This is a genomic window from Agrococcus sp. TF02-05 (genome assembly GCF_017565345.1).
Lineage (GTDB): Bacteria > Actinomycetota > Actinomycetes > Actinomycetales > Microbacteriaceae > Agrococcus > Agrococcus pavilionensis.
Genome location: NZ_JAGEKO010000001.1, coordinates 107,816 through 125,752, shown reverse-complemented (window position 1 = coordinate 125,752; position 17,937 = coordinate 107,816). Strand labels below are relative to the sequence as shown.

The 17,937-nt window shown below is 70.4% G+C and carries 25 protein-coding genes and 1 pseudogene; 19 read left to right on the top strand and 7 right to left on the bottom strand.

Annotated elements, in window-relative coordinates; genetic code table 11:
• Nucleotides 1–49: 49 nt before the first annotated feature.
• The gene (locus JQT67_RS00680) at nucleotides 50–550 is read left to right on the top strand and encodes a DUF2231 domain-containing protein (RefSeq protein WP_208063082.1); all 501 of its coding nucleotides are present in this window, start codon (nucleotides 50–52) and stop codon (nucleotides 548–550) included.
• A gap of 6 nt (nucleotides 551–556) precedes the next feature.
• Here the strand turns inward: JQT67_RS00680 and JQT67_RS00675 are convergent, their stop codons facing one another.
• Nucleotides 557–916 carry a hypothetical protein gene (locus tag JQT67_RS00675; protein WP_208063081.1) on the bottom strand — a complete coding sequence of 120 codons (360 nt, stop codon included), beginning with the start codon at nucleotides 914–916 and terminating at the stop codon, nucleotides 557–559.
• A gap of 101 nt (nucleotides 917–1,017) precedes the next feature.
• Here JQT67_RS00675 and JQT67_RS00670 point away from each other — a divergent pair, with 101 nt between their 5' ends.
• A complete protein-coding gene (locus tag JQT67_RS00670; RefSeq protein WP_208063080.1) occupies nucleotides 1,018–1,548 on the top strand; it encodes a MarR family winged helix-turn-helix transcriptional regulator in 531 nt (176 codons plus the stop codon).
• 10 nt (nucleotides 1,549–1,558) lie between these two features.
• The gene (locus JQT67_RS00665; RefSeq protein ID WP_208063079.1) at nucleotides 1,559–2,035 is read left to right on the top strand and encodes an HIT domain-containing protein; all 477 of its coding nucleotides are present in this window, start codon (nucleotides 1,559–1,561) and stop codon (nucleotides 2,033–2,035) included.
• Nucleotides 2,036–2,040: 5 nt separating this feature from the next.
• Here the strand turns inward: JQT67_RS00665 and JQT67_RS00660 are convergent.
• Nucleotides 2,041–2,295: pseudogene (locus tag JQT67_RS00660) on the bottom strand (peptidase M20); the annotation flags it as partial.
• Between the two features lie 18 nt (nucleotides 2,296–2,313).
• Nucleotides 2,314–3,477 (bottom strand): M20/M25/M40 family metallo-hydrolase, encoded by a 1,164-nt coding sequence (locus JQT67_RS00655; protein ID WP_208063078.1) that lies wholly within the window; start codon nucleotides 3,475–3,477, stop codon nucleotides 2,314–2,316.
• A 100-nt stretch (nucleotides 3,478–3,577) separates the two neighbouring features.
• Between JQT67_RS00655 and JQT67_RS00650 the strand changes: the two genes are divergently transcribed.
• Complete coding sequence (locus JQT67_RS00650; protein WP_208063386.1) at nucleotides 3,578–4,003, top strand: GNAT family N-acetyltransferase; 426 nt, start codon at nucleotides 3,578–3,580, stop codon at nucleotides 4,001–4,003.
• A 228-nt stretch (nucleotides 4,004–4,231) separates the two neighbouring features.
• Here the strand turns inward: JQT67_RS00650 and JQT67_RS00645 are convergent, their stop codons facing one another.
• Nucleotides 4,232–4,576: a helix-turn-helix transcriptional regulator gene (locus tag JQT67_RS00645; RefSeq protein ID WP_035255235.1), complete on the bottom strand. Its 345-nt coding sequence runs from the start codon at nucleotides 4,574–4,576 to the stop codon at nucleotides 4,232–4,234.
• A gap of 77 nt (nucleotides 4,577–4,653) precedes the next feature.
• On the opposite strand from JQT67_RS00645, the gene JQT67_RS00640 reads away from it, so the two are divergent.
• The 9 genes from JQT67_RS00640 (at nucleotide 4,654) to JQT67_RS00600 (ending at nucleotide 11,994) form a co-directional block, all read left to right on the top strand.
• Nucleotides 4,654–5,955 (top strand): NAD(P)-binding domain-containing protein, encoded by a 1,302-nt coding sequence (locus JQT67_RS00640; RefSeq protein ID WP_208063077.1) that lies wholly within the window; start codon nucleotides 4,654–4,656, stop codon nucleotides 5,953–5,955.
• Nucleotides 5,956–6,022: 67 nt separating this feature from the next.
• Complete coding sequence (gene trxB, locus JQT67_RS00635; RefSeq protein ID WP_374222103.1) at nucleotides 6,023–6,982, top strand: thioredoxin-disulfide reductase; 960 nt, start codon at nucleotides 6,023–6,025, stop codon at nucleotides 6,980–6,982.
• Entirely contained in the window at nucleotides 6,979–8,100 is a 1,122-nt protein-coding gene (arsB, locus tag JQT67_RS00630) for an ACR3 family arsenite efflux transporter (protein WP_279537635.1), read from the top strand. Before trxB ends, arsB begins: the two co-directional genes overlap by 4 nt.
• Nucleotides 8,097–9,083, top strand: a complete 987-nt coding sequence (locus tag JQT67_RS00625; protein WP_208063076.1) for a metalloregulator ArsR/SmtB family transcription factor — start codon at nucleotides 8,097–8,099, stop codon at nucleotides 9,081–9,083. Before arsB ends, JQT67_RS00625 begins: the two co-directional genes overlap by 4 nt.
• Before the next feature lie 12 nt (nucleotides 9,084–9,095).
• Nucleotides 9,096–9,509, top strand: a complete 414-nt coding sequence (locus tag JQT67_RS00620; RefSeq protein WP_026374373.1) for an arsenate reductase ArsC — start codon at nucleotides 9,096–9,098, stop codon at nucleotides 9,507–9,509.
• Between the two features lie 312 nt (nucleotides 9,510–9,821).
• A complete protein-coding gene (locus JQT67_RS00615; RefSeq protein WP_208063075.1) occupies nucleotides 9,822–10,175 on the top strand; it encodes a helix-turn-helix transcriptional regulator in 354 nt (117 codons plus the stop codon).
• Nucleotides 10,172–10,825 carry a cation transporter gene (locus tag JQT67_RS00610; protein WP_092919808.1) on the top strand — a complete coding sequence of 218 codons (654 nt, stop codon included), beginning with the start codon at nucleotides 10,172–10,174 and terminating at the stop codon, nucleotides 10,823–10,825. The genes JQT67_RS00615 and JQT67_RS00610 overlap by 4 nt, the downstream gene beginning before the upstream one ends.
• Entirely contained in the window at nucleotides 10,826–11,434 is a 609-nt protein-coding gene (locus tag JQT67_RS00605; protein WP_208063074.1) for a cadmium resistance transporter, read from the top strand. It abuts the gene before it with no gap.
• 98 nt (nucleotides 11,435–11,532) lie between these two features.
• Nucleotides 11,533–11,994: a signal peptidase II gene (locus JQT67_RS00600; RefSeq protein WP_177220388.1), complete on the top strand. Its 462-nt coding sequence runs from the start codon at nucleotides 11,533–11,535 to the stop codon at nucleotides 11,992–11,994.
• A 273-nt stretch (nucleotides 11,995–12,267) separates the two neighbouring features.
• Here the strand turns inward: JQT67_RS00600 and merA are convergent, their stop codons facing one another.
• On the bottom strand, nucleotides 12,268–13,659 hold the full coding sequence (merA, locus tag JQT67_RS00595) for a mercury(II) reductase (protein WP_208063073.1): 1,392 nt from the start codon (nucleotides 13,657–13,659) through the stop codon (nucleotides 12,268–12,270).
• A 93-nt stretch (nucleotides 13,660–13,752) separates the two neighbouring features.
• On the opposite strand from merA, the gene JQT67_RS00590 reads away from it, so the two are divergent.
• Entirely contained in the window at nucleotides 13,753–14,142 is a 390-nt protein-coding gene (locus JQT67_RS00590) for a heavy metal-responsive transcriptional regulator (protein WP_092919343.1), read from the top strand.
• Between the two features lie 171 nt (nucleotides 14,143–14,313).
• On the opposite strand, the gene JQT67_RS00585 is transcribed toward JQT67_RS00590, so the two are convergent.
• Both JQT67_RS00585 and JQT67_RS00580 read right to left on the bottom strand, forming a co-directional pair.
• Nucleotides 14,314–14,712, bottom strand: coding sequence for a type II toxin-antitoxin system VapC family toxin (locus tag JQT67_RS00585; protein WP_243755486.1), 399 nt, complete (start codon nucleotides 14,710–14,712; stop codon nucleotides 14,314–14,316).
• Nucleotides 14,712–14,960, bottom strand: coding sequence for a type II toxin-antitoxin system Phd/YefM family antitoxin (locus JQT67_RS00580; protein WP_208063071.1), 249 nt, complete (start codon nucleotides 14,958–14,960; stop codon nucleotides 14,712–14,714). Before JQT67_RS00580 ends, JQT67_RS00585 begins: the two co-directional genes overlap by 1 nt.
• Before the next feature lie 95 nt (nucleotides 14,961–15,055).
• Here JQT67_RS00580 and JQT67_RS00575 point away from each other — a divergent pair, with 95 nt between their 5' ends.
• The 5 genes from JQT67_RS00575 (at nucleotide 15,056) to JQT67_RS00555 (ending at nucleotide 17,913) form a co-directional block, all read left to right on the top strand.
• Nucleotides 15,056–15,217, top strand: coding sequence for a hypothetical protein (locus tag JQT67_RS00575; RefSeq protein WP_021009399.1), 162 nt, complete (start codon nucleotides 15,056–15,058; stop codon nucleotides 15,215–15,217).
• Nucleotides 15,218–15,263: 46 nt separating this feature from the next.
• The gene (locus JQT67_RS00570; RefSeq protein ID WP_208063070.1) at nucleotides 15,264–16,181 is read left to right on the top strand and encodes an oxygenase MpaB family protein; all 918 of its coding nucleotides are present in this window, start codon (nucleotides 15,264–15,266) and stop codon (nucleotides 16,179–16,181) included.
• Nucleotides 16,178–16,510 carry a hypothetical protein gene (locus tag JQT67_RS00565; RefSeq protein WP_208063436.1) on the top strand — a complete coding sequence of 111 codons (333 nt, stop codon included), beginning with the start codon at nucleotides 16,178–16,180 and terminating at the stop codon, nucleotides 16,508–16,510. The genes JQT67_RS00570 and JQT67_RS00565 overlap by 4 nt, the downstream gene beginning before the upstream one ends.
• 7 nt (nucleotides 16,511–16,517) lie before the next feature.
• Nucleotides 16,518–17,336: a nitroreductase family protein gene (locus JQT67_RS00560; protein ID WP_208063069.1), complete on the top strand. Its 819-nt coding sequence runs from the start codon at nucleotides 16,518–16,520 to the stop codon at nucleotides 17,334–17,336.
• 73 nt (nucleotides 17,337–17,409) lie between these two features.
• Nucleotides 17,410–17,913 (top strand): hypothetical protein, encoded by a 504-nt coding sequence (locus JQT67_RS00555; protein WP_208063068.1) that lies wholly within the window; start codon nucleotides 17,410–17,412, stop codon nucleotides 17,911–17,913.
• Nucleotides 17,914–17,937 lie beyond the last annotated feature (24 nt).

Below are 17,937 nucleotides of genomic sequence, written 5' to 3'. Positions count from 1 at the left end.
CCTCGGTTCAACGGTGAACCCTCGACTGGCCGTTCTCGTGTCCCCGAGTATGGACCCGCTCAGCATCTCCGGCTCGCTCGAGGTCGCCGGCCTCCCGCTGCACCCGCTCGTCGTCCACGCCGTGGTGGTGCTCACGCCGCTCACCGCGCTCGCCCTCGTGCTCGGGAGCGTCTGGCCGGCCGCTCGGCGACGGCTCGGCATCGTCACCCCGCTCTCGGCGCTGCTGCTCGTCGTGCTCGTGCCGGTCACGGTGGCCGCCGGCGAGGCGCTCGCGGAGGTCGTGGGCGCCCAGCCTGCCGTCGTCGCGCACGGGGACTACGGGCGGATGCTGCTGCCGTGGGTGCTCGGGATGCTCGCGGTCGCGACCGCGCAGTGGGCGTGGTTCCGCTGGGGCGAGCCGCGTGTCGCCGCGCGGTCGGAGGGACGCGCGCGGATCGTCTCGATCGTGCTCGCGACGCTCGCCATCGCCGTCGCGGCCGGCTCGACCACGATGGTCGTGCTCATCGGCGACTCGGGTGCGCGCGCGGTGTGGGGCGGGATCCTCGGCTGAAGCGACTCAGCCGAAGCGGAGGCTCGACCGGGCCACGACTCGCGCCCCCGCGTCGATCCACGGGATCGGGCCGGTCGTCAGGGCGGGGGAGGGGCTGCCTGCCGCGAACGCGGCCTGCGCCGAGCGCAGGTCGCTGAAGCGACCGAGCGAGCGCCCGGCGCCGTCGACGGCGACGTACTCCTCGAGCGTCTCCTCGACGAAGCCGAGGAAGGTCGTGCCCTCGACGCCGCCGCGGCTCGCGACCCACAGGCCGGTTCCGGGCGAGGCCCACGTGATGCGCGACGAGCCGCCGACGGCGTGCGCCGCTTCGGCGAGGGTCGCGGGAGCGGTGGCCGAGGCTTCGGGGCGAGTCAGCGTGTCGGTCATGTCCTGCTCCTTCGTCACGATCATTAGTTCGATGATCGAAATGTATCACGTTCGAACGGTATGGTGGTGACGAAGCAGGACGGATCCGGCGGAGGAGCGGGATGACGCAGATCGAGCAGCGCGGGACTGCCCGCTCGGGCTACTGGTACCCGGAGCACGGCAGGCCGACGAGCGTCGACGTCCTCAACCTGCTGCGGCGGTACCGCGCGGCGGAAGCAGAGATGCGGGCGCGCACGCGGTCGTCGATGGGCATGGGCGAGACCGACCTGCTCGCCCTGCGCCTGCTGCTCCGGGCCGAGCGACGCGGCGACGTGCTGCGGCAGCGCGATCTCGCGGCGGCGCTCGGCCTCGCGTCGCCCTCGGTGACCGCGCTCGTCGACCGGCTCGTCAAGAGCGGTCACGTGCGCCGTGAGCCGCACCCCGACGACCGCCGCGCGACGATCGTCGTGCCGACGAGCGACACCGACGCCGAGGTCCGGGCCACGCTCGGCGCGATGCACCGCCGGATGATCGACGTCATCGACGCGATGGACGACGAGCAGACCGAGGCCGTCGCCGGGTTCCTCGAGCGGATGGTCGCGGCGATCGAGCACGTCGACGAGCACGAGCACGGAGAGGTCGGCGGCGCGTAGCATCCCCACCGTGGGCGAGGAGCGCGGCGGTCAGGCTGATGGATGCGTCTTCTGCGGGATCGTCAACGGCACGGTGCCGTGCGAGCCGGTCGCGGAGGACGCGACGACGATCGCCTTCATGGACACCGACCCGGGTGCTGACGGGCACCTGCTCGTGATCCCCAAGCGGCACAGCGCCGACCTCCTCGACATCCCATCCGACGACCTGGCCGCCGCGGTGCTCGCCGCCCAGCGGATCGCCCGGGCGGCGCTCCCGGCGCTCGACGCCGACGGCGTGAACCTGCTGCAGTGCAGCCGCGCCGCCGCGTGGCAGACGGTGCCGCACTTCCACCTGCACGTGATCCCGCGCTACCTCGACCGCGGCAGGGATCGGCTCGAGCTGCCCTTCGAGCCGGGGCGACCGGCCGACGGCGGAGCGATCGCCGAGCGCGGCAGGGCCATCGCAGCCGCGCTGCGCGCACCCGGACGGGCGAGCGGCTCCGCTTGAGCGGTTCAGTCGGGGCCGAGCTCGCCCCAGAGGTTGGCGAGCGTCGCTGCGCCGGCGAGGAGCATCGCGATCGACGCGCTCTCGTCGCTGTCGTGCCAGTTGTCCTCGACGAGCCCGGTGCCGAAGAAGACGATCGGCACCTCGAGGGCCCGCGCGAGCAGCTCGGCTGGCCCACCGCCCGCGTTGCCCATCCGACCGACCTCCGCGACGCCGAAGCCCGCCGCCATCGCGCGCGCGAGGGCGTCGACGACGGGGGAGTCGGGCGTGCGATAGCTCTCCTATGCGATCTCCTGCTGCAGCTCGAGGCTGCACTCGAAGCGGTCGCCGATCGCCTCCTCGAGCCAGGCGCGGAGCTGCTCCGCGACCCGCTCGACGCGCTGCCCGGCGACGGTGCGGATGCTGAGGTCGGCCGACGCCATCGACGGGACGGCCGCGCGCTTGACGCCGACCGGGTCGCCGGCCGCGATGGCGATCACCTCGAGCGCTGGCCGCTCCCACAACCGCTCGAGCACCGTGTAGCCCGCCTCGCCGCCGATGCTGCGCGTGTGCGAGCGCTCGAGCCAGTCGCGCTCGTCGAAGGGGAGCGCCGCGAGCTCGGCGCGGCGCCGCTCCGGGATGGACTCGACGTCATCGTAGAAGCCCGGGAGCGCGATCCGGCCCTCGTCGTCGTGCAGGAGCGAGAGCAGCCGGCCGAGCTCGATCGCGGGGTTCGGCGCCGGCCCCGAGACCGCGCCGGAGTGGATGTCGGTGAGCGGGCCGTAGACCTCGATGCGCGCGCCGAGCATGCCGCGGATGCTCGTGCAGAGCGCCGGGTGATCGGCGCGCCACAGGAGCGTGTCGGAGAACAGCACGACGTCGGCGGAGAGCCGCTCGCGGTGCTCGTCGAGCATCGCGGCGAGCCCTGCCGAGCCGGATTCCTCCTCGCCCTCGACGATGAGCTTGAGGTTGACGGCCGGCGCCGCCCGCCCGCTCGCGGCGAGGTGCGCCCGGATGCCCCACAGGTGCGCGAGCACTTGGCCCTTCGCATCCGAGCTGCCGCGCCCGTACAGCCGTCCGTCGCGCTCGACCGGCTCGAAGGGCGCCGTCTCGTCCCAGTTCTCGTCCTTGACGGCGCGCACGTCGTGGTGGCTGTAGACGAGCACGGTCGGCGCGCACGGAGCCTCGCACCACTCGGCGTAGACCGCGGGGCCGTCCGCGCCGCTCCAGATCTCCGTGAGCGGGAAGCCCACGGCGCGCAGCTCGCCGGCGAGCCACGAGGCCGACCTGCGGAGGTGGTGCTCGCGCTCGGGGACGTCCGCGACCGAGGGGATGCGCACCCACGCGGCCAGCTGCGCGACGAGCTCGTGGGCGTGCGCGTCGACGAACGCCCTGATGTCCGACTCGGCCCGCTCCATCGCGACCTCCTGGCCGCACAGCGTACCGGCGTGGGCCGGGAACGCCACAGCCGCGACCCCGTAGGCTCCGTGGGTGACGTCCCGCAGCCTCTCCGACGGTGCGCTGCTGCGCCGCGCACGGCCCGGCGACGAGCCGGGCATCCTCGCCATGATCCACGCGCTCGCGGTCTACGAGCGAGAGCCGGATGCGGTGGAGAACACCGAGGGGATGCTCACGGCGACGCTCTTCGGCGACGAGCCTCGAGCGTTCGCGCACGTCGTCGAGCGCTACGGCGCGATCGTCGGCATCGCGATCTGGTTCCTCACGTACTCCACCTGGACGGGCACGCACGGCATCTGGCTCGAGGACCTCTACGTCGACGAGGCGCAGCGCGGCCGCGGCTACGGCAGAGCGCTCATGGCGGCGCTCGCGGCGGAGTGCGTCGAGCGAGGCTACCGGCGCTTCGAGTGGACGGTGCTCGACTGGAACGAGCCGTCGATCGGCTTCTACCGCTCGATCGGCGCTGAGCCGCTCGACGAGTGGACGACGCAGCGCCTCACGGGCGACGCGCTCGCAGCGCTCGCGCGGTCCTGACGCCTCGTCGGGCCGCTCTCGCCCGACGCCACGAAGCGCCGATAATGCACATTATGTCTGATTGAAAGAGGGATGAAGTACTCACGTCGTGGCGATACGCCTCCCCGTGCGACCGGGTAGGCACGAAGGAATCAACCTCTGACCGGCGCTTAGCCCCAGCTGATGACCTGGCCGACGGCGAGGGCGGCGAGACGCCAGTCGAGGCGCTCGTCGACGGAGGCGGTCACGTCAGAGTGCGCGGAGGGACGACGCAGTGGCGTCAAGGGCACCGGGTGCGATCGCGTAGTACGCCCAGCGCCCGCGCTGATCCCGAGTGACGAAGCCCGCTTCGGCGAGGATCTTCATGTGGTGCGAGACCGTGCCCTGGGAGAGTCCCACCGGCTCGGTGAGGTCGCAGATGCACGCCTCTCCCCCGTCGCTCGCAGCGATCAGCGACAGCAGACGCACACGCGTCGGGTCACCGAGCGCCTTGAAGCGCACTGCGAGCTGCTCAGCGGCGGCGGCATCGATCGCCGCCTCTCCCACAGGAGTGCAGCACGCGTCGGCGGCGGTCGTGGTCGTCACGCGCACCATCCTGACACATTGATTGACGTTCGTCGATGGATGCTGCATGCTCATCGCATCGACGTTCTTCGATCCTAGGAGTGGTGATGGCTGAGCAGCCGGTGGTCGTGATCGGTGCGGGTCCGCAGGGACTTGCGATGGCGGCGCATCTGACGGAGCGGGGTGTCGAGGCGGTGGTGCTCGAGCGCGGCGGATCTGCTGGCGCAGCGGTGGCCGAGTGGGGCCATGTTCGGCTGTTCTCGGCATGGGATGAGCTCGTGGACGCCGCAGCGGTTCGACTGCTCGAGCGGTCTGGGTGGGTCGCTCCCGAGCGCGCCTACCCGACAGGTGCGCAGTGGGTGGAGCGCTACCTCGCACCCTTGGCTGCCGCCCTGGGCGAGCGGGTGCGCACCGGCCAGAGGGTGACGGCGGTGACGAAGCAGGGCCGAGACAAGGTCGTCTCGCAGGGTCGCGTGGAGGTTCCGTTCATCGTGCATGTCACCGGCGCAGACGGCAGCGAGGAGCGCATCAGCGCACGCGCCGTCGTCGACGCGAGCGGCACGTGGGGGCAGCCGGGTCCGATGGGCGCGGATGGCGTGCCCGCCATCGGCGAGCGTGCTGCAGCCGACCGGATCTCGTACCGGATCCCGGACGATGTTCAGGCGTTCGCCAGTCAGCACGTCGTGGTCGTCGGCGCCGGCCATTCGGCCACGCATGCGCTGCTGCAGCTCGATCGCCTCGCGCGACGCGCACCCGATACGCGCATCACCTGGCTGCTGCGCAGCGGCTCGACGGCGAACGTGTTCGGCGACGGCATCGGCGACGAGTTGCCCGAGCGGGCAGCGCTGGGCGCGCGGGCGCGTCGCGCCGTCGACGCCGACCGCGTCGACCTCGTCAGCGGGTTCCGGGTCGCTGAGGTGCGGCAGAGCGGCGACGGGCTCGCGATCGTCGGCGAGGACGGACGCGTCATCCAGGACGTCGGCCATGCGTTCGCGCTGACGGGATTCCGCCCCGACCTGTCGATCCTGTCTGAGCTGCGACTGGCGATCGACTCGTCGCTGGACGCCGTCGACGGGATCGCCGCGTCGATCGACCCGAACCTCCACTCCTGCGGCTCGGTCGGTGCCACCGGCGCGGCCGAGCTCGCCCAGCCCGACGCGAACCTCTTCGTCGTGGGCGCGAAGTCCTACGGTCGCGCCCCGACGTTCCTCGCGCTCACCGGATACGAGCAGGTCCGCAGCGTCGCAGCGCACATCGCTGGCGACCATGAGGCTGCAGCCCGCGACGAGCTCGTCCTGCCCGACACCGGCGTCTGCGGCGGCGCGAGCGCGTTCGACGCGCCTGCCGCCTCCGGATGCTGCGCGCCCGCGCCCGCCCTGGTCCAGATCGGCGCGCGCCCCGTCACCTGATGTTCATCCGGCGCGACTTGCGCGCTAATTCGACGAACCTCAATATAGAGGCATGTCGAATCAGATCATGGATGTCGTGATCATCGGATCGGGGCCGGCCGGCTATACCGCAGCGGTGTACGCCGCGCGCGCGGGCCTGGAGCCGGTGGTGCTGGCCGGGTCGGTGACCGCCGGCGGCGCGCTCATGACGACGACCGAGGTGGAGAACTTCCCCGGCTTCGTCGACGGCATCCAGGGCCCTGACCTGATGGAGTCGATGCGTGCGCAGGCCGAGCGGTTCGGTGCGCGCATCGTGTTCGACGACGCGGTGCGGGTCGATCTGGCGGGCGATGTGAAGCGCGTCGAGACGGGGCTTGGCGAGGCGGTCCTCGCTCGCACTGCGATCCTCACGATGGGGTCTGCCTACCGCAAGCTGGGGCTGGCCGACGAGGAGCGCCTGACCGGTCACGGCCTGTCGTGGTGCGCGACCTGCGACGGATTCTTCTTCCGCCAGCAAGAGATCGTCGTCGTCGGTGGCGGCGATTCGGCGATGGAGGAGGCGCTGTTCCTGACCCGGTTCGCGTCGAAGGTGACGATCGTGCACCGCCGCGACACCTTTCGCGCGTCGGCGATCATGGCTGCTCGTGCCCTCGCCGACCCGAAGATCGAGGTTGCCTGGAACAGCGAGATCGCGGGGTTCGTCGGCGATGCGAAGATCGAGGGCGTGACGCTGCGCGACACCGTCACCGGCGCCGAGCGCGTACTCGACGCGACCGGCGTGTTCGTCGCGATCGGTCACGACCCGCGCTCCGAGCTCGTCGCCGACCAGGTCGACGTCGACGCCGACGGCTACGTGCTCGTCGACCACCCCTCCACCCGCACGAACCTGCCGGGCGTGTTCGCCGCCGGCGACCTCGTCGACCACACCTACCGGCAGGCGATCACCGCAGCCGGCACCGGCTGCGCCGCCGCGCAGGACGCGCAGCACTACCTCTCCGCCCTCGACGCCGACGCTCCGGCTGCAGCCCCTGAGGCGGTCGTGGCATGACCGACGCGACCGGGACGGGCGCGATGCGTCGCCTATCTACGCTCGACCGTTGGCTGCCCGCGTGGATCGGCCTGGCCATGGTCGCCGGGCTCGTCATCGGCTCCGCGTTGCCGGGCGTGTCCGACGTGCTCGCCGCGCTCGAGGTCGGCGGGATCTCGATCCCGATCGCGCTCGGCCTGCTGGTGATGATGTACCCGGTGCTGGCGAAGGTCCGTTACGACCGCGTCGCCGCGGTCACCGGCGACCGGAAGCTGCTGCTGGCATCGCTGCTGCTCAACTGGATCGTCGGGCCTGCGCTCATGTTCGCGCTCGCCTGGACGTTCCTGCCGGACCTGCCCGAGTACCGCACCGGCCTCATCATCGTCGGCCTCGCCCGCTGCATCGCCATGGTCGTCATCTGGAATGACCTCGCATGCGGCGACCGAGAGGCCGCCGCGGTGCTCGTCGCCATCAACTCCGCCTTCCAGGTCGTCGCGTTCGCCCTGCTCGGCTGGTTCTACCTGACCGTCCTGCCGGGCTGGCTCGGCCTCGACTCGCAGGGTCTGAACGTCTCGATCGGCGAGATCGCCCTGAACGTGCTGATCTTCCTCGGCCTGCCGCTGCTGGCCGGATTCGCGTCGCGGTGGATCGGCGAGCGCCGCCGGGGACGCGCCTGGTACGAGGACCGATTCCTGCCGAAGGTCGGACCGTGGGCGCTCTACGGTCTGCTGTTCACGATCGTGCTGCTGTTCGCCCTCCAGGGCGACGCGATCACCTCGCAGCCGCTCGACGTGGTGCGCATCGCGCTGCCGCTGCTGGCCTACTTCGCGCTCATGTGGACCATCGGCATCGTCACCGGCAAGCTGCTCGGCCTCGGCTACGCCCGCGCCACCACGCTGGCGTTCACCGCCGCCGGCAACAACTTCGAGCTCGCGATCGCCGTCGCGATCGGCACCTTCGGCGCGACCTCCGGCGAAGCGCTGGCAGGCGTCGTCGGCCCCCTCATCGAGGTCCCCGTGCTCGTGGGCCTCGTCTACGTCTCGCTCTGGATCGCCCGATCCTGGTTCCGCACCGACCCCACCGCCACCGACCCGGATTCCACCGCGGCCGCGCGGCCCATCGAGAGGACTCGACGATGAGCACTCCCACCACCACGGACGCCTGCGTCGCCGCCGACACGCACGCCATCAGCGAGGCCGCTGCCGGATCGCTCGCGACGACGCTGAAGGCGCTCTCCGACCCGCTGCGGCTGCGGATGCTGTCCGCGATCGCCACCGACGGACGCGGCGAGTCGTGCGTGTGCGACCTCGCCGAGCTCGCTGAGGTGTCGCAACCGACCGTCTCGCATCACCTCAAGGTTCTCAAGGACGCCGGCGTCGTCACCTCCGAACGTCGCGGCACCTGGGTCTGGTACCGCATCACCCCCGCACTCCAGCCCGCCGTCACCACACTGCTCGACTCGTTCGCGCCCGCCGCCGTGAATCCCGCCGTCCGCGACGGCTACCGCGGCCTGGCAGACGTCGACGAGGCGCTCGACCACCTCGCCCACACCCTCGCCGCCACTCATCCAGCCCTCAGCGCAGACGTCGTCGCATCCATCGTCCGAGAGTCCTACACGGGACTCGCTCGCACGGCTCGCGTCACCGCGCACCTGGTGCTGCTGACGGAGCGCTTCGCCAGGCAGCGCCTGAGCGACCTCGAGCGCGATCGCGGTGGCTCGGTGCCGCAGGTGCTGTTCGTGTGCGTCGCGAACGCTGGCCGCTCCCAGCTCGCGGCCGCGCTCGTCAATCAGTACGCCGGCGGTCGCGTCGTCGCACGCTCCGCCGGCTCGACGCCCGCCGCCGACGTCCACCCGAACGTGCGACCCCTCCTCGAGGAGATCGACGCCCCCACCGCGGCGACCGCCTTCCCGAAGCCGCTGACCGACGACGCAGTCCGTGCCGCGGACGTCGTCATCACGATGGGCTGCGGCGACGTGTGCCCCGTCATTCCCGGCGTCCGCTACGAGGATTGGGCCGTGGGCGACCCCGCCCTTGCCTCCCCCGAGGGCGTTGCAGCGATCCGCGACGACATCGCAGCCCGCGTCCAGCAGCTCCTCACCGACCTCTCCCCCACCCGCTGAACGGAAAGACCCATGACCGATTCCAAGCCCACCGTCCTGTTCGTCTGCGTTCACAACGCCGGCCGCTCGCAGATGGCCGCCGGCTACCTTCGCAGCCTCGGCGAAGGCCGCATCGACGTCCGGTCGGCAGGCTCGATGCCTGCTGACCAGATCAACCCGGTTGCCGTCGCCGCGATGGCGGAGGAAGGCATCGACATCACCGCGGAGCAGCCGAAGGTGCTGACCGTCGACGCCGTGCGCGAGTCCGACGTCGTCATCACGATGGGCTGCGGCGACGCCTGCCCGATCTTCCCGGGGAAGCGCTACGAGGACTGGGAGCTCGACGACCCCGCGGGTCAGGGCATCGAGGACGTGCGCCCCATCCGCGACGAGATCCGCGGACGCATCGCCAGCCTGATCGAGGAGATCGCCCCCGCTCGTCGATAGCGCGTCGAGGGTTCATGCGCGTGGAGCGCGTCGACCTCAGAACCAGAGGACTTCGCGAAGGAGCTCACGACCTAGGTTGATATCCCCGGTATCCAGTCGAGTTGATACCGAAGCTCCGGCCCCACTCTCCCTGAGGCCCAACTCAGCAAACAGATCCCACCAAAACCCGCTCCTGACCGGGCGTTTTCCGCGCAGGGCCGGACGCCGGCCGACGGGCGCCGCTCCTGATTGGTGCAAATTTTGCACCACCATGAATGCAAGTCATCCAGCGCCTCGGGCGTCGTAGGTCAGCATCTGCTGTATAGTCAGTGCATGCTGACTATTGCGAATCGACTGGACGTGATGCATCGGCTGGGCCGGGCACTGGCGGACCCGACGCGCTCACGCATCTTGTTGAACTTGCTACAGGGACCGAATTACCCCGCTGTCCTTGCGCGCGAGCTCGAGCTGACACGCTCGAACGTGTCGAACCATCTCGCCTGCTTGCGGGACTGCGGCATCGCCGTGGCCGAGCCCGAAGGCCGGCAGACGCGATACGAGATCGCCGACCCACACCTCGCCCAGGCACTGACCGCGCTGGTCGAGGTGACGTTGGCTGTCGACGAGCAAGCACCGTGCCTGGATCCGGAGTGCCCGGTCCCCGGCTGCTGCGAGTCGACCCGATGAGCGCAGAGACGCTCACCGAGGCACGACGAACCACCCTGCATCGCCGAGTGCGGTTCATCGTCGGCTTCACGATCACCTACAACCTCATTGAGGCGATCGTCGCGATCTGGGCGGGCTCGATGGCCTCCTCGGCCGCGCTGATCGGGTTCGGGCTCGATTCGATCGTCGAGGTGCTCTCCGCGGCCGCAGTCGCATGGCAGTTCACGCGCAAGGATCCGGAACGGTGGGAGAAGGCGACCGTCCGCGCGATCGGCATCGCGTTCTTCGCGCTCGCCGCGTACGTCATCATCGACGCGGTGCTCACGCTGACCGGGGTGGAAGAGGTCGATCACAGCCCGCTCGGCATCGGCATCGCCAGCCTCAGCCTGCTCGTCATGCCGGCACTGGCCTGGTTCGAGTTCCGCACCGGTCGCGAGCTCGGTTCGCGCAGCGTGCAGGCGGACGCCAAGCAATTGCTCCTGTGCATCTACCTGTCCGGCACGGTGCTCGTCGGCCTGTTGCTCAACCTGCTCTTCGGCTGGATGTGGGCAGATTCCGTGGCTGCACTCGTTGTCGCGGGACTCGCGATCCGCGAAGGCGTCGAGGCATGGCGCGGCGATGTCGAATCGCCCTTCGAGGTCCTGGGCGATCTCGAGGAGAAGGACCTCTAGATGCTCGCGACCATTGCCTCCGCGATCGGCATGTTCGCGGCAACCAACATCGACGACATCGTCATACTCACCGTGCTCTTCCTCGCATCGTCCCGCGGCGGGCCTCGACCCTGGCAGATCGTCCTCGGCCAATACCTGGGATTCGCAACCCTCGTTGCGATCAGCGTTGTCGCGGCACTCGGGCTCACGATCATCCCGGACGAGTGGGTCGGCTTCCTTGGCCTCCTCCCCCTGCTGATCGGTGTAATCGGACTCATCCGGGGACTGCGCGAGCGCGACGATGCAGATCCTGACGAGTCAACGATGAAGGGCCTCGGCCTGCTCGGCATCGCCGGGATCACCATCGCGAATGGGGCGGACAACATCAGCCTCTACACGCCGGTGTTCCGAACCATCTCGCCCGCAGACACCACGATCACCATCGTCGTGTTCCTCGCTCTGGTGAGCGTCTGGTGCCTCTTCGGTAAGGTCATCGGCACGCACAAGGCCGTCACCGAGACTCTCGAGCGCATCGAGCACTGGCTCGTGCCCGCCGTGTTCATCGGCCTCGGCCTGTTCATCCTGATCAAATCCGGCGTCGTCCCCCGCCTCTTCGAGGCACTGGCCTAATGTCGACGACTGGCAACAGCTCGCCAAGTCCCGCGGCAGCACCGGCAGTCGCCGCGGGAGGCGCCTCCCCGCCACACACGACACCTCGATTGTGGAGGGTGACCCTGCTCGGCTACCTCGCTGCGCTCGCCGCCGTGGCGATCGATCAACTCAGCAAGATCTGGGCAGAGGCGACCCTCGCTGTGGGCGAGCGTCATCCACTGCTGGGCGACATGCTCGCAACGCAACTCACCTATAACCCGGGTGCGGCACTCTCGCTCGGCGCCAGCGCGACACCGCTCATCACCGCCCTCGCAGCTGCGGGCACTCTATTCGCGGCTTGGCTCACCTGGAGAACCACGTCGCTACCCTGGGCGCTGAGCCTTGGCCTCATCCTCGGCGGTGGCCTCGGGAACGTCATCGACCGCCTGGTACGGCACCCCGGTCCCGGCCGAGGCCACGTGGTGGACTTCATCGCCTACGCCGATTGGTTCATCGGAAACGTCGCAGACGTGTTCGTGTTCGGCGGCCTGACGCTCTGCATCGCCCTCGCCTTCAAGGGCAAACCCATGCGGTCCTAATCCTCAGGACCTGGCTGTGCCGCGCTCGGCCGAGTCCGAGCGCGGCAGCTCACGACGTGAGTCGATATCCCCGATATCCAGTCAAGGTGGGCAGTACCCCCACTCGCACGTTGGTATCACTTCACGCCCACGACGCGCCCTGGCGGAAACTCGCGCCTGACCGGGCGTTTTCCGTGCGTGGTGAACTCTTAACGAGCGCTCACCGCTCATAGGTGATGCAGACAATGCACCAACCCGGCGTCCTACGGCCCGGCCGGTGCGGCCCGGGTCGGGTCAGGCACAGCAGGAGGTGGGTAGTTCGTTGCGGAACAGCCCGGCGGCGATCCGCAGGCTCTCGGCCATGGTCAAGTAGGGAGCCCAGGTGTCGGCGAGGTCGTCGACGGTCATCTCGGCCTTGATCGCGTAAGTGGCGGCGAGCATGATCTCGCCCGCTCCGTCAGCGACCGCGTGGACGCCTAGGACCTTGCCGGTGCGTGCGTCGGCGACCAGTTTCAGCGCGCCGCGAGTGTCGCGGTTCACCAGTGCTCTCGGCACGTCCTCCAACGCCAAAGTGCGGCAGGCACACGGGTGGCCTTGCTCAAGCGCTTCTTTCTCAGTGAGCCCTGCCGAGGCCAACTGTGGGCGGGTGAACATCACCGCCGGCAGGCCGGTGTAGTCCACCGTCTCACGCTTTGCCCCACCGTCGCCGAGTGCGTTGACGGCAGCGACCCGTCCAGAGGCGGCGGCGACGTACACATACTGCGGAGTGCCCGCAACGTCGCCCGCTGCATACACCCGCGGGTTGGACGTGGCCTGGTGTTCGTCGATCACGACGAAGCCCCGGGCGTCGGTGTCGACGCCCGCTGCCGCGAGATCCAACGCGATGGTGTCGGAGTGCCTGCCGGTCGCCACCAACAGTCGCTCCGCAGTCACCTGGTTCCCGGACGCGGTGATCACTCTGACGCCGCCTTCCTCGGCGGTCTCGACACCGGTCGCGTGTTCGGCGATCACGGCGATACCGTCATCGGCGAACACACCGGCCATGACCTCGCGCAACTCCGGCTCTGCGCGCGACGCCAGGCGCCCGATCACAGTCACGCGAGCGCCGAGGTGCGCGAACAGCTGGGCCTGCTCCATCCCGACATAGCCGCCACCGATGATCACCAGCGACTCGGGCACCTCGGTCAGTTCCATCGCAGTCGTCGACGTCAAGTACTCCACATCCTCGATCCCGTCGATGCCGCGCACCGTGGGCTGCGAACCGGTCGCGATCACGTAGGACCGTGCCCGCAGCGGCTTCCCGTCGACCTCCACCGTGTCCTTGTCGGCGAAGCGAGCCTCACCTGAGATCAGCGGGAACCCCCACGCGTCAGCGACCTCGGTGTACTTGTGCTGCTTGAGTCGGTCGATCAACTCAGCTTTCTGCGCCACCAAGGCGTCCAGGTCCACGCCGTCCGCGGAGGTGGGAACGCCGTCGAACGGGTTGGTTAGCGCACTGTGCCGTGTCCCGGCAGCGGCCAGCAGGGTCTTGGACGGAATACAGCCGACGTTGACACAGGTCCCGCCCAGAGCGCCGCGCTCGATCAGTACGACCTCGGCGCCCGCCTTGCGGGCCGCGATACCTGCTGCCATCGCGGCTCCTCCCGACCCGATTACGGCCAGGTCAACGTCGTACTCCGCGCTCATCTCAAGCTCCTCCGGTTTGGTATTCGCCCATCCATCACCCACCATGGACCTTCCAGTGCAGTAGAAGGTCAAGTACCGAGAGCGGAGACCGCCATGCGAATCGGTGAACTCGCCGAGGCCACTGGCACGACCACCAAGACCCTGCGGTTCTACGAGGACAGCGGACTGCTGCCGCCCCCCGAACGGACCGTCAGCGGATACCGCGACTACGACCAGGATGCCATCGCCAGGCTGGATTTCATCCGGCGAGGGCGCGCCACCGGACTCACACTCGCTCAGGTCCGCGAGGTGCTCGATATTCGAGATGCCGGGACCGCCCCGTGCCACCACGTCAAGGAGCTCCTCGACATCCGCCTCACTGCCCTCGACCAGCAGATCGCCGACCTACAAGCGCTCCGCACCAACGTCGCCCACCTCCGAGACGACGCCGCACAAGCCAACCCCTCCGAATGCCAGTCCAAGGACGTATGCCGATACCTGTGAGCCCTTCGTGGCCATAAGGCCGCGGCGGTAGCGCATGACGACCGGTGCGGACTGCTCAAGGCGACTCTGTGCTCAGGTTCACGACCTGGGTTGATATCCCCGATATCCAGTCGAGGAAGCACTGCACCGCTCCCGCCTCCCCTCCGCCATCGTCCCGGTCGCCGGTTCGACTCACTCGCCTGCACAGGGATCGAGCGTCGCGAGGCCGAGCTCGGCGGCGACGTCGAGCATCCGGGCGTCATGCGAGACGACCACGAGGTCTTCGATGCCGGATCGCAGAGCGGTGCCGAGGTGGATCGCGTCGAGGGTGCGCACGTGCGGCACGATCGCCTCCGCCTCGATCAGCACAGCGTGATCCATCGGGATCACGCCGACGAAGTCGAGCACCTCGTCGCGCTCGGCGAACGGGATGCCCTCGCGGCGCGCGAGGCGCGTGAGCTCCGTCTTGAGCAGCCGGGACGACACGAGCTCGTCCGACTCCGCCGCGTCCACGAACCAGGCAACCGCCCTCGTCGAGTGCCGCAGCATCGCTCGACCGGCGATGGAGGCGTCGACGTAGAACGTCGCCATCACTCCCCCCGCAGGTCGTCCAGCAGCTCGTCGATCGATGCGGCTGTCCGCAGCTCGTGGCGCGGCAAGGACTCGAGCGCCGGGCGACCGGTGCGCTTCGGCGGGATGACCTGGGTCGACGACGCGACCGGCTCCACCCGGGCGATCGGTCGGTTGTACGACGTGATCGTGTAGCTCTCCCCCGCCTCGACGTCGCGCAGCATCTGCGCGGGATTCTGGCGGAGCTCCCGGACCGAGACGGTCTTCATGCGGCAATTGTAGATCAACAGTCTACATCTCGCGAGAGCCGCCCCCGCTGGCCGCCGCGGGCCGCAGTCCAGGTCGCCACGGCTACGATGGCGGCATGCAGCTCCTCGTCGCCGCCTCCGCCGCCGCCCACGACGCGGGCATCCCGCTCGACGACCCGATGAACCTCTTCATCATCGCCTCGAGCCTCGTGACGGCGCTCGCGTTCGTCGGCATCGCGGGGGCGTTCGTCATGACGGCGCTCGGCCGCGCCGACTGACCCTCGGCCTCGCGGCTTCCACAGCGTCGGCTGGCATGCTGACGCCATGGCGATGAGGCTGCGCGCGCGACTGCTCGAAGCGCTCGCCGGCGACCCCGAGGGCTCCCCCGCCTGGATCCGCGAGCTCGCCGAGGGCGACGACGCGGGCCACTTCGCCGAGGACGGCGCCGCCTGGACGGTGCACGGCAGCATGGCGACGCTCGTCGCCGGCATCCGCGCCCTGCTGCTGCAGGCGCTCCACCCCGGCGCGATGGCCGGCGTGCACGAGCACTCGACCTACCGCCAGGATCCGCTCGGCCGGCTCGCGGGCACCGTCCGCTGGGTCGTCTGCCTCACCTACGGCTCGACGGCGCAGGCCGAGCGCGAGACGGCGCGCGTCGGCCGCTTCCACGCCCGCGTGCAGGGCGCCTACGTCGACGGCCGCGGCGCCGCGCGCTCCTACAGCGCCGCCGACCCGGGGCTCGCCGACTGGGTGCACCTCGCCTTCGCCGACGCGTTCCTCACGTGCCAGGAGACCTGGGGCGAGCGGATGCCTGACGGCGGCCGGATCCCGGGCGGCCCCGATGCGTACGTGGCCGAGTGGGCGACCGCCGGGCGGCTCATGCGCGTCGACGATCCGCCGAGCACGGCCGCCGAGCTGCGCCGCCGCATCGACGGCTACCTCGAGCGCGGCGAGCTCCGCAGCGACGAGCGCGTGCGCGAGGTCGTCGCCTTCCTGCGCCGCCCGCCCGTCCGGGGCGTCGCGGGCATCGGCTACCGGCTGCTGTTCGCGGGCGCCGTCGCGACGCTTCCCCGCCGCTACCGGCAGCTGCTCGGCGTGCGCCGCTCCCCCTTGCCCGTCGTGACGCTCACGCGCGTCGTGCTCGCGATCGCGGGTCGGGCGCTCGCGAGCGGCGACGGCCGGCGCGCGCAGGACTGGGCGCGGCTGCGCCTCCGCCGGCTCGAGCGGGAGCGCGCCGCGTGAGCGCCGCCCGCTCGCTCGCGACCGCCGCCAGCGCCGTCTACGGCTCCACGGCGATGCTCGGCGTCGGCCTCGCGACGGGGCTCTGGCGCAACGAGCGCAATCGCTGGGTCCATCACGTCGGCTACATCGCCGCCGTCACGCTCACCTCCGCGACGGTCGCCGTGAGCCTCGCACGCGAGCACGACGGCACGCGCGCCGCGCTCGCGGCCGCGGCGCTCGTGCCGCTCGCCGCGCTCCCCCGCGTCTCGACGCGCTCGCGCAAGCATCCGCTCGTCGCCCTCACCGCCGCCCCGTGGCTCATCGCCGCCATCGTCCGCCGACCCCGATAGGAGCATCGTGGAGCTCATCGACGCCATCCGCCGCCGCCGCACGACGAACGGCGCGTTCCTGCCCGACCCCGTCAAGGAGGAGCACCAGCGCCTCCTGATCGAGATGGCCGGCCGCGCGCCCTCGCAGCTCAACAGCCAGCCGTGGCGGTTCGTCATCACGGAGGACCGCGCGACGATCGAGAAGGTCGCGGCGATCAGCGGCGCGAGCATGACCGAGGCGATGTCGAACGGCACGTTCTTCGAGCGCTACAAGCGCTACTTCCGCTTCTCGCAGCGCGAGATGGACGAGCGCCGCGACGGCATGCTCTTCGACAAGCTGCCCGCGCCGCTGCGGCCCTTCACGAGCCAGGTCTTCACCGCCGGGGGCCAGCGGCTCATGAACGCCATGCGCGTGCCGCAGACCCTCGGCGAGGAGAACCGCAAGCTCGTCGCCGGGTCTCCGCTCATGCTCGCGGTCATGCTCGACCGCGCCGAGCACCGGCCGGGCGAGCTCTCCTCCTTCTACTCGCTCTTCAGCATGGGCGCCGCGATGGAGAACCTCTGGCTCACGACCGTCGAGCTCGGCATGGGCATCCAGTTCGTCTCGTTCCCGATGGAGGTGCCCGGGCAGTGGGAGCAGCTCGTCGAGCTCTTCCGCGTGCCCGACGACCTCGAGCTCATGGCCGTCTACCGGCTCGGCTACGTGCCCGAGGAGCGCCGCCGCCCCCGCATCGACTGGACGAGCTCCGAGCGCCGCCTGCCGTCGCAGATCGTCTTCCGCGACACGTGCGAGACCCCGCAGCTCGGCTGGGACGACGCGCAGGTCACCCCGCGCCACGACGACTGATCGGGCACTTCCCGCCGGACGTCGGCGGTGCGAGACTCCTCGCGAGAGACCCGTGGTCGAGGACGGAGATCGGATGCGTCACCCCCGGAACGTCGTCGTCGCGCTCACGAGCGCGGTCGCGCTCGCGCTCGCCGGGTGCGCGGGCGGCTCTGCCGAGCCGACGGCCGAGAGCGCCGGCGCGCAGAGCCCCGGCGCGGAGGGCCCGGCCACTGAAGCGCCTGCCGCCTCGACGCCCGCGCCGGGGGCGGAGCCATCGCCCGGGAGCGGGGCGCCCGCGGAGGCGACGCCGCTCACCGGCGTCGTCGGCACCGACGACGACCCCGAGGCCTACGCGATCGCGCTGCTCGACGCATCCGGAGCCCCGGTCGAGTCGCTCCCGGCCGGCACCTACGCGCTCACGTTCGCCGACGGCTCGAGCATGCACAACTTCCGCTTGCGCGGACCCGGCGTCGACGTCGCGACCGAGGTCGCGGGCTCCGACGAGTCGACCGTCGAGGTGACGCTCGAGCCCGGCACCTACGAGATCGTGTGCGACCCGCACGCCGGCACGATGCGCGCCGAGATCGAGGTCACCTGAGCGCTTCCCGCGGGGCGGTGCGCG